Raw genomic sequence first — 9,980 nt, 5'->3', positions numbered from 1 at the left:
CCCATAGGCTTATGTACGATCCTCTCCCTTGGCAACAAGGGAGAAGGACACTCTTTAGATAGAAGTTAGAATTGAGAAGAGAGAATTTAGATATATCTAATCTCAATACTCAATACTAAATTCTCAATACTTGATAAAGCGATATGATTTTAGCAATATGTTAACTTATACAGTTGAGAGATACTGAAACGATTTAAGGTGATTATAGCAATGGGGCTCACCTCTTACCATTCCGAACAGAGAAGTTAAGCCCATTAGCGCCGATGGTACTGCCACTGGTGGGAGAGTAGGTCGTTGCCTTTCTTTTAAAAACTCCTCATTACATTAAGTAATGAGGAGTTTTTTTTTATCCTTATTTTACTTCTAATATCATTGAATTAAACAACATCTTAAAATACCCGTTTTAGCCAACTTTTAGATTGAAATATCTAACTTATCTATAAGTCTAATAGAATGAAGAGAGTGAACTGTCAGGAGACTATTTATAATAGGTTTTAAACTTGATGTTATTCTCTATTTAGTAATGAGGAGTTTTTTTATACCTATATTTTGGAGTAAATTTGCCCTCTAAAAGTACCTATCTCTTAAATAATGAACAAAGCAATATATATAGCAGCTACAGAAGCTAATTCTGGTAAATCTATGCTTACCCTTGGATTAATGCAGTTACTGCTTAGAAACAATCCTAAAGTGGGTTATTTTCGGCCCATAATTGATAATCCTATTGATGGGAAAAGAGACAATCATATAAATACTATTTTAAGCTATTTTAATCTTACTACTAACTATGAAGATTCTTATGCATTCACTAGATCAGAATTAGTTAATAAAATTAATAATGATGAGGAAGATGAAGTAATTAATACTATCATTGAAAAGTATAAGAAACTCGAAGCAGAATTTGATTATGTAGTCATTGAAGGAAGTGATTTTTCGGATCATGCGGCAATAATCGAAATGGATTTGAATACACTTATAGCAAAAAACCTTGGAGTCCCAGTAATAATTGTTTCTGGTGGAATCGGAAAAAGTCTGGAAGATTTCATACAAGGGCTTCGTTTGACTTATGATTCATTTTCAAATAAAGACGTGGAGGTTATAGCAGTTGTAGCCAATAAGGTTCAACAAAAGAATATACCTATAATTTTAAAGGAAGTTGGAGAGAATTTACCAAAATCTGTATCAGTCAATGCTATTCCTATTGATGAAAAGCTTAATAATCCCTCGGTTAAGGAGCTTTTAAATGGAATTAATGCTAATGTACTATTTGGTGATCAGTATTTAAACAATACTACTGGTGGAATCAAAGTAGGAGCAATGCATTTATCAAAATTTCTAAGTCATTTAACTGAAGATTGTGTGGTGGTAACTCCTGCTGATCGATCAGATATTTTATTAGGAACTTTACAAGCAAATATATCTAGTAACTACCCCTCTGTATCGGGTATTATTCTAACAGGAGGAATTGATTTAAGTTCTTCAGTCATTAAGTTAATAAAGGGACTAGAAAAGATTGTACCTATATTATGGGTAGAGGAAGGAACATTTAGCGTAGCTTCGAAGCTAGGAACTATCCGCTCTCATATTTATGCTGATAATAAGAGTAAAATTAAAATGTCTATTGCAATGTTTGAAACATATGTAAATGTAGAGACATTGAAAGAAAAGCTCGTTAGCTATAAAAAATCGGATACACTTACTCCGAGGATGTTCCAATACAACCTTTTGCAAAGTGCAAAAAAAGAACGAAAACACATTGTATTACCAGAGGGTTCCGATGATCGTATATTAACTGCTGCATCACAATTACAAAAAATAGATGTAGTTGATGTTACCATATTGGGTAAAAGAGTTAATATAGAGTCTTCAATTAAAAGGTTAAATATACCTTTCGATTTTGATAAAACACCTGTAATTAATCCAATAGAGTCTGAATATTTTCAAGATTTCGCTGCGACCCTATATGAATTAAGAAAGCATAAAGGTTTAAATTTAGCCATGGCAGAAGATTTAATGGCAGATGTATCGTATTTTGGAACAATGATGGTGTACAAGGGACTTGCTGATGGTATGGTTTCGGGAGCTGCTCATACTACGCAACACACCATAAAACCTGCTTTACAATTTGTAAAAACAAAACCTGGTTTTTCTGTGGTTTCATCCATCTTTTTTATGTGTTTAGAAGACAGAGTATCCGTTTTTGGAGATTGTGCTATTAACCCTAACCCAACGGCTGAACAGCTGGCAGAAATAGCAATTTCTTCTGCTGATTCCAGTATTGCCTTCGGAATAGATCCTAAAATAGCATTGTTGTCGTACTCGTCAGGAGCTTCAGGAAAAGGAGAAGATGTTGATATTGTTAGAAAGGCTACTGAAATAGTAAAAGAAAAGAGACCTGATTTAAAAGTAGAAGGTCCTATTCAATATGATGCAGCTGTTGATCCATCCGTAGGTAAGAAAAAATTACCGAATTCAGAGGTAGCTGGGCAAGCGAATGTATTAATTTTCCCAGATTTAAATACTGGAAATAATACTTATAAGGCAGTACAGAGGGAAACTGGAGCTTTGGCAATTGGACCAATGCTTCAAGGGTTAAATAAACCAGTAAATGATTTAAGTAGAGGGTGTACAATAGATGATATATTCAATACTGTAATATTAACAGCAATTCAAGCTCAAGGATAAAATTGATTTACATATGAAAATTTTAGTTATAAACTCAGGGAGTTCATCAATAAAGTATCAATTATTTGTGATGCCTGATCAGCAGGTAATATGTTCTGGAGTAATTGAGAGGATAGGACTAGAAGATAGTAAAGTTCGTTATAAAACGAAGGAAGAATCTCTTGAAGAGGTTTTGAATATAAAAGACCATAAAGAGGGCTTGGAAAAGGTTGTTACGTTATTACTTGATTCTAAAGTTGGTGTTATTGCTTCAACAGATGAGATTAAAGCGGTTGGTCATAGAGTAGTACATGGAGGGAGTTCTTTTACGGAAACTATAGAGGTAAACCAAGAAGTAAAAAATAAAATCAAAGACTTATTTCCTTTGGCTCCTTTACATAATCCAGCAAATTTAGAGGGAGTAAATGTTGCAGAAGGTATTTTTAATAAGGCGAAACAGGTAGCAGTTTTTGATACGTCGTTTCATCAAACGATTCCAGAAAAAGCATATAAATATGCCATTCCAAACGAATTTTTGGATAATGAAAATATTCGATTATATGGGTTTCATGGAACGAGTCATAAGTATGTTTCTGAGAAAGCGATCGATTATTTGAATAAAGAAAACTCGAAGATCATAACCATTCATCTTGGTAACGGATGTAGCATGACAGCTATTAAAGATGGAAAAAGCGTTGACCATAGTCTTGGATTTGGACCTGCGACAGGATTAATAATGGGAACACGCAGTGGAGATGTAGATCACAGTTTAATTTTTCATTTAATTAACTCTCTTGGTTATACTTCTGAAGAAGTAAATAAAATGCTTCATCAAGAAAGTGGGATGTATGGCTTAACTGGTTATAGTGATTTAAGAGATATCGAAGACGCGGCAGATAAAGGTGATAAATTGTGCCGACTAGCATTGGAAATGAATGCTTATCGTGTAAAGAAATATATAGGCTCATATCTTGCTGCAATGAATGGATTGGATGCTATTGTGTTTACGGCAGGAATTGGAGAGAATTCTCAAAAAATGAGAGAGTTAATTTGTAAAGATATGGACGGATTAGGTATTTCTTTAGATGAGAAAATCAATGATCAAAGAGTAAGTGAGTTCACTGATATTAGCGCAAAAGAAGCTAAGGTAAAAGTACTGGTGATTCCAACTAATGAAGAACTAGAAATTGCGAGACAATCTTTTGAATTATTGGGAAGGTAATTAAACCTATTTTGACACTATCCTAAAAAAGTAAGAGGTTTTCAAAATTTTATGAAAACCTCTTTTATTTAATTCAATGATTTTTTTCTGTATTGTACTAAATTTATTAAATCAACTTCAATGAAGTACTTAGACAATTTTTTGTTAGTATGCTATAACTGTTCTTTTAACTTTTACTTTTAAGTATTTATCATTATCAACCTTTAATAAAAAGTATAGATCTTTGAATAAAATATTAGGGTTATGTTCTTTCCAAGAATTATTTTGAAGCCATTTATAATCAACTAAATTCAAAGAATTAATATCATAACTCTTAATATATTCTATTTTACTACCATAGACTTTTCTAAATATTAATTCTTTTGGTCTTTTATAAAGTTGATAATTATAAAATGTCCCTTCTTTTTTATCTCTTAATATTTTCTTTTCTCTATTTTCATATTCAGTTCTATTATACAACCTAAATTTACTAGTTTTATTATTTATTACATTAGGTTTTAAAATATAATCTTTATGTTTTTTATCTAATATATAGAAAGCATCATCATTTATTGTTTGAGCATTTGATAAAAATGAAAACAAAAAAGTTATAATAGTAAGTTTAAATCTAATTACATTCATTTGTTCCTGAATTTTTAAAATTTCTTATTGAATTTAATATTCTTCGTTGTTCATTTTGAGTATATACAGGATCAGCAAACATGTTATTCCATACATTAGTGTTGTGCAAACCAGACCAAGCAATGTCTTTATATAACTGTTCTGGATATGTCTCTCCAATTAATTGAGCGTATTCCTTTAAACCATTTTCCATGGCTTCTCTGTAATAATCAGCCATATAATTATGTTGAGGATTATCAGGGTAATCATTATAATAATCAAAAAGAGTGGGGAAATCAGCTCTAGATCCATCAGGTAAATGATAAGTATTAGTATATTGATTTAGAACTAACTGACTTCTAGTCCTTATCATTCTATAAATTTTAGCATGAATAGCTTCATGTAATATTGTATGAGCTCCCCAAAGCGAAAGTGTATTATTCATATCAGAAGTATCTAATGTTATGGTTATTGTATCACCATAATCTGTTTCTCCAGAGACCCCATCTTCTTCTATATCTTCTTGTAAGATCTTTAAATTTACTTGAGCTTCTTCTCCTTCAAACTCATCCAATGTTTTATTTATTAAACTATTATTTTTCAATTTATCATATACACATTTTGCTTTTCCAGTAAGCTCGTTAATAATCTGATCATCTTCCTCGACAATTTTCACACAATCATATCCTATTTTTTGATACCCAATAGGACAAGGTAATTCGTCTCCTGTTTCATCATTACTACTTCCTGAGTAATTTCTTTGGTCGTTGGTATTAAAATTAGGACCTCTTGAACCTCCTCCAGTTCTTGAATCAAAAAAATCTATATATCTATTACCTCCACCTGAAACCCAAACCCATCGTAAAGCTTATTACTTAAATTAAATTACTATTTTTTATACTGGGTAAGCTTTGAATTATTTTCAGTTTACCTTAAACCCTCTTGTTCCTGTATAAGTCCAATCAACATCATATTTCAAAATCTTATCGTTATATTTTTCTACAATAATAACTTTAAAATAATTGTGGTTTTTGGTTATAGGCATTGGATATTTATTTTTTTTATCTTTCCAATACTTATCTTCCTTTAATTTCTGTTTAATAAATTCAAATTCGTTACTAGATAATTGATTGGCTTTTGAAAGTTTAATTTTTTTTAGATACTTGACATTGCATGTATCTATTTTGTTTTCTTTTTGAGAAAATTTAAATCTTTCTCCTTTTATATGAAAATACGTTTCTTTTTTAGATTTTATTTTTTCATGAATTTTTGGGTTAAAAAGTATATATTTAATTGGTTTTAAATGTTTTTCTCCTCCTTTATGAAATACAAAATAATCGCGTTCTTTTTCCTGAGAATGAGATAGGATAGTAAACCCTAATAATAAAACTAAAAATATTTTATCCATAATTAATTGCAATTTGAAGTTCCGTTAAAAAAATGTTCATTTAGTATATTGGTAATAGCTTGCTGTTCTGCAAAAGTTAAATTTTGCCAAGCAACAGTACTTTGATTATTTTCTATTTCACCCAAACCAGCCCATGCTATAGCCTCGTAGGTTGAACGAGAAAGATAATTATTATCAAAATCTTGAATAATATCTGCTAAAGTATTTCTATAATGAGTAGCCATCATATTGTGATTCCAAGTTGGCCTTATATCTTTTCCAATAATAGTCGTATAGACCAGGGAAATTATCTTTTAGTGAATTAACATACTTATCTGCCATATGTTCGTGTTGAGCTTGTCCTACTAGACCTTTATATTGCTATTTTAAAACATATATCCATTCTACCTCTATTTTACGAAAATTTCCATCTTCCATCGGCTCTATTAAAAACAATTTCAATATTTTGTTATTAAGAGGTCTAGGATATACAACAACTCCCTCTTCCTTTAGTCTTTTATTTATTTCTTCCTCTTTAATTTCTCCTAATTTCTCAAGTGTAGTTAATTTTAACTTATCTATACACTCTGAATTACAAAGTTTAACTACATGCTCTTCTTTTCTATGTTCTAGCATTGAATGATTAAAATAATAGACCACAGTATTTTTATTTTTATTAACTACCCTAACTTTGTTGTCTAACATTATGTTTCCAACAATTTTTTTATACTTTTTCCCATCTTTAAACAATGTATAAAAATCATTTTTATTTTGAGAGTAGCTCGTAATACTAACAATAAAAGTTAATAAAATTATTATAAATCTATTAGTTGCAATCGCTTGTTCCATTTGTAAAATAATTTGATATATTAGAATTTATACGCGATTTTTCATCTGGACTTAAATTATTCCAAGCTACAGAAATTTCAGAACCGCCAGTATTAGGGTTATTAATTATTGTTAATCCAGCCCAAGCAATATCTTCGTATACTTGTCTAGTTAATGTGTTATTATCAAACTCTCCTACTATATCTGCTATTGTAGATATGTAATGTTGAGCCATTAAATTATGATTCCAAGTAGATCTATATCTATCAACATAATAATCATAAATACCTGGAAAATTATTTCTTAAATTATTAATATAGTCTATTTGTTGCTGTTGTGTCATATTATCAGGATCTAAATCTCCTCTTTGAGCTGCTGATAGCATTTTTCTAAAAATTTCAGCATGGATTGCCTCATGAGCAATGGAAACAGCACTTCCTAAATCAGAAATATTTTCTAATTGAGTATTGCTAAATTGAATTTCAATAACAAAATTATTGGGAGGCATTGTAATTCCATAATTTCCATTAGATAACGTATTATTTATTGTAAAATTCAAATGACTAACAGGAAACTCACCGTCAAATTTTTTGATCATGTTTTTAAACCCTGTACTAGAATTTTTTAATGCATCGAAAATACATTTTGCTTTTCCAGTAAGCTCGTTAATAATCTGATCATCTTCCTCGACAATTTTCACACAATCATATCCTATTTTTTGATACCCAATAGGACAAGGTAATTCGTCTCCTGTTTCATCATTACTACTTCCTGAGTAATTTCTTTGGTCGTTGGTATTAAAATTAGGACCTCTTGAACCTCCTCCAGTTCTTGAATCAAAAAAATCTATATATCTATTACCTCCACCTGAAACCCAAACCCATCGTGAGGTTGAACCATTGTAAACTGTTTTTATATAAATGTATTTATTTCCATCAGTATGATAATAAATGGTTCCATCACTATTATCGCAGGTATTGCACATATTGTACCAATCTGTATAATTTCTAGTAGTTTCTAAAACATAACCACCACCGCCACCTCCAGCACCAGAGCCTGACCCGCTTCCATCATTTGAGCCAGTACAATTTTCTATTGGATTTCCGTTTAAATCGGTACAATCATCAAAATCGGCACTAGAAGCTGCTCGTGAAAATAATATATCAGTATATTTTCCTTTTCTATTATCTTTATTTTCATTAAAAGAAGCTATTTTATCTCCACTTTGGTAAGTGTAAATATCTTGAATTATTCCTAGCTCGTTGAAAATAAACTTCATTCCGCTAAACCCTTCTAAATTAGTTTCGCTTGGACTAACATTTAATGAATTTTTAAAAGGCTCATATCTTAAGATCGTAAAATCAACCTGATCTTCTTTTTCTGAAACAATAAGTTTAAAAATGAGTTTGTCTACAAATAAATCTGAACTATTAATGATTGACTCTTTTAATTCGATTGAATATTGGTACGTACCTCTTTTTTCATCTTTACTTAATTCTAAAATATTTGGTTGATTCCAATTAACATAAATATTGTCTTCTCCTAAGTTGAGTTGTTTACTTACTAGTTTAGTTTTAAATAACTTTTCAAATTTGTTTTTATCCTGAATATTTTCAGGTAAATTTTCGTTATCATCGTTTTGGCAGTTAAATAATAAAAAAGTTAAGCTACATAGCAATACAGCAATTTTAAATAAATTCGTAATTTTCATAATAATAGTTTTTCAAATTTTCACAATAATTTTTAATTCAAAAAGTAAAATAGGTGGGGCAATTTTTCGGTTCTTCAAAAGTATAAATAACTTATAAGGAAGGCAATACCTAGTATCCCTGAAATTATAGTCAGGGTTTTCCCTTGATTTATAAATTGTTAGTTATCAGTTGTCAATTTTGGGGGTTAGAATAGTTTCGTTTAATTGTATATCTTTTTTATGACGAGTATAAAAGCTTCGGCGAGATCGCTGAAGAAATTATAGTTAATACAAAAGTCTTAGCGACATCGCTGAGCAAATTATAGTGAGTACAAAGTGTTCAGCGACGTCGCTGGACAAATTATTGTCAATACAAACCAATTAGCGGCATGGTTAAACAAATTATAGTGAGTACAAAGACTTCAGCGATATTATTGAGTAAGCTAAATATGAAGTGAGAATTAAAAGTTTAAACTTTTGGGTATTCTAATAACCTTGAATGAAAAGAAAAACCCAAGTTCTTGAACTTGGGTTTTTCTTTTTTATGATTGACTTTGTTGCCATTTCCAGGCTGATTCCAAAGCTTCATCTAGTGTTTTTTCTGTTTTCCAATTGAGTTCTTTACTTGCTAATGTGGTATCGGCATATGCTGCGGTAATATCTCCTTCACGTCTACCAACAATTTTATAGTTTAACTTTTTGTCAGCCACTTTTTCGAAAGATTTTACGACCTCTAAAACAGAGCTTCCTTTACCAGTACCAACATTGAAAAATTCAAAGTTAGCTTTATTCTTTTTGTCTAATAATCGCTGAAGGGCAGCAATATGAGCTTTCGCTAAATCAACAACATGAATATAATCTCTAACAGCTGTACCATCTTCAGTCGGATAGTCATCGCCAAAAATAGAAAGTTCTTCTCTTATCCCAGCTGCAGTTTGAGTAACAAAAGGAATTAAATTTTGAGGAACTCCTAACGGCAATTCTCCTATTTTAATACTATCATGCGCTCCCACAGGATTAAAATAACGCAAGGCAATGGCATTAAAATTATGAGCATTACAAGCTTCTTTTATAATTTCTTCTCCAACTTGCTTTGTATTTCCATAAGGTGATTCAGCAGTTTTTACGGGAGCATTTTCGGTAATTGGTAGTTCATCCGCTTGACCATAAACTGTACAAGAAGAACTAAATATAAAATTATCGAAATTTCGATCTCTCATTTCTTGTAAAAGATAAACTAAGCTACCAATATTATTTTCATAATACTCCAATGGTTTTTGAACACTTTCACCAACGGCTTTAAAAGCTGCAAAATGAATAATTCCATCTATTTTGGTTGTATTAAAGAATTCTTTTACATCAGATTTAATTCTTAAATCTAATTGATGAAAGTCAGGTTTTTTGCCTGTAATCTCAACAATATTATCTAAAACTTCTATCGAAGAATTTGATAAATCATCAATTATTACAACGTCAAAGCCTGCATTTTGTAATTCTACTACAGTATGTGATCCAATAAAGCCCAATCCTCCTGTAACTAGGATTTTTTTCATGTTTGTTTAATTTTTTAGAGGTTAAAGAATTTAATT

9 protein-coding genes and 1 rRNA gene are annotated in these 9,980 nt (G+C 30.6%); 3 read left to right on the top strand and 7 right to left on the bottom strand.

The window, feature by feature from the left end; genetic code table 11:
* Positions 1-194 precede the first annotated feature (194 nt).
* The 3 genes from rrf to ACKTTV_RS06845 all read left to right on the top strand — a co-directional run bounded on the left by rrf (position 195) and on the right by ACKTTV_RS06845 (position 3,886).
* Positions 195-303: ribosomal RNA gene (gene rrf, locus ACKTTV_RS06855) — 5S ribosomal RNA — on the top strand.
* Between the two features lie 288 nt (positions 304-591).
* Positions 592-2,685, top strand: coding sequence for a phosphate acetyltransferase (pta, locus tag ACKTTV_RS06850; protein ID WP_408030080.1), 2,094 nt, complete (start codon positions 592-594; stop codon positions 2,683-2,685).
* Between the two features lie 13 nt (positions 2,686-2,698).
* Positions 2,699-3,886, top strand: coding sequence for an acetate/propionate family kinase (locus ACKTTV_RS06845; RefSeq protein WP_408030079.1), 1,188 nt, complete (start codon positions 2,699-2,701; stop codon positions 3,884-3,886).
* A 144-nt stretch (positions 3,887-4,030) separates the two neighbouring features.
* On the opposite strand, the gene ACKTTV_RS06840 is transcribed toward ACKTTV_RS06845, so the two are convergent.
* The 7 genes from ACKTTV_RS06840 to galE all read right to left on the bottom strand — a co-directional run bounded on the left by ACKTTV_RS06840 (position 4,031) and on the right by galE (position 9,944).
* Positions 4,031-4,507 carry a hypothetical protein gene (locus ACKTTV_RS06840; RefSeq protein ID WP_408030078.1) on the bottom strand — a complete coding sequence of 159 codons (477 nt, stop codon included), beginning with the start codon at positions 4,505-4,507 and terminating at the stop codon, positions 4,031-4,033.
* Positions 4,494-5,162, bottom strand: coding sequence for a hypothetical protein (locus ACKTTV_RS06835; RefSeq protein ID WP_408030077.1), 669 nt, complete (start codon positions 5,160-5,162; stop codon positions 4,494-4,496). Before ACKTTV_RS06835 ends, ACKTTV_RS06840 begins: the two co-directional genes overlap by 14 nt.
* Positions 5,163-5,408: 246 nt before the next feature.
* Positions 5,409-5,894 (bottom strand): hypothetical protein, encoded by a 486-nt coding sequence (locus ACKTTV_RS06830; protein WP_408030076.1) that lies wholly within the window; start codon positions 5,892-5,894, stop codon positions 5,409-5,411.
* A gap of 2 nt (positions 5,895-5,896) precedes the next feature.
* Positions 5,897-6,121 carry a hypothetical protein gene (locus ACKTTV_RS06825; RefSeq protein ID WP_408030075.1) on the bottom strand — a complete coding sequence of 75 codons (225 nt, stop codon included), beginning with the start codon at positions 6,119-6,121 and terminating at the stop codon, positions 5,897-5,899.
* Between the two features lie 133 nt (positions 6,122-6,254).
* Entirely contained in the window at positions 6,255-6,722 is a 468-nt protein-coding gene (locus ACKTTV_RS06820) for a hypothetical protein (RefSeq protein ID WP_408030074.1), read from the bottom strand.
* A complete protein-coding gene (locus ACKTTV_RS06815) occupies positions 6,700-8,412 on the bottom strand; it encodes a hypothetical protein (RefSeq protein ID WP_408030073.1) in 1,713 nt (570 codons plus the stop codon). The genes ACKTTV_RS06820 and ACKTTV_RS06815 overlap by 23 nt, the downstream gene beginning before the upstream one ends.
* 521 nt (positions 8,413-8,933) lie before the next feature.
* Positions 8,934-9,944, bottom strand: coding sequence for a UDP-glucose 4-epimerase GalE (gene galE / locus ACKTTV_RS06810; RefSeq protein ID WP_408030072.1), 1,011 nt, complete (start codon positions 9,942-9,944; stop codon positions 8,934-8,936).
* Positions 9,945-9,980 lie beyond the last annotated feature (36 nt).

It is taken from the genome of Tenacibaculum xiamenense (genome assembly GCF_964513065.1).
Taxonomy (GTDB): Bacteria; Bacteroidota; Bacteroidia; order Flavobacteriales; family Flavobacteriaceae; genus Polaribacter; species Polaribacter xiamenense.
Note: the sequence above shows the minus strand (reverse complement) of the source record. Positions and strands in the feature narration are given on the sequence as shown.

Excerpts from the sequence above, each read along its gene's own strand:
- pta (WP_408030080.1), top strand. The coding sequence starts at position 592 with ATGAACAAAGCAATATATATAGCAGCTACAGAAGCTAATTCTGGTAAA.
- ACKTTV_RS06845 (WP_408030079.1), top strand. The coding sequence starts at position 2,699 with ATGAAAATTTTAGTTATAAACTCAGGGAGTTCATCAATAAAGTATCAA.
- ACKTTV_RS06840 (WP_408030078.1), bottom strand. The coding sequence starts at position 4,507 with ATGAATGTAATTAGATTTAAACTTACTATTATAACTTTTTTGTTTTCA.
- ACKTTV_RS06830 (WP_408030076.1), bottom strand. The coding sequence starts at position 5,894 with ATGGATAAAATATTTTTAGTTTTATTATTAGGGTTTACTATCCTATCT.
- ACKTTV_RS06825 (WP_408030075.1), bottom strand. The coding sequence starts at position 6,121 with ATGATGGCTACTCATTATAGAAATACTTTAGCAGATATTATTCAAGAT.
- ACKTTV_RS06820 (WP_408030074.1), bottom strand. The coding sequence starts at position 6,722 with ATGGAACAAGCGATTGCAACTAATAGATTTATAATAATTTTATTAACT.
- ACKTTV_RS06815 (WP_408030073.1), bottom strand. The coding sequence starts at position 8,412 with ATGAAAATTACGAATTTATTTAAAATTGCTGTATTGCTATGTAGCTTA.
- galE (WP_408030072.1), bottom strand. The coding sequence starts at position 9,944 with ATGAAAAAAATCCTAGTTACAGGAGGATTGGGCTTTATTGGATCACAT.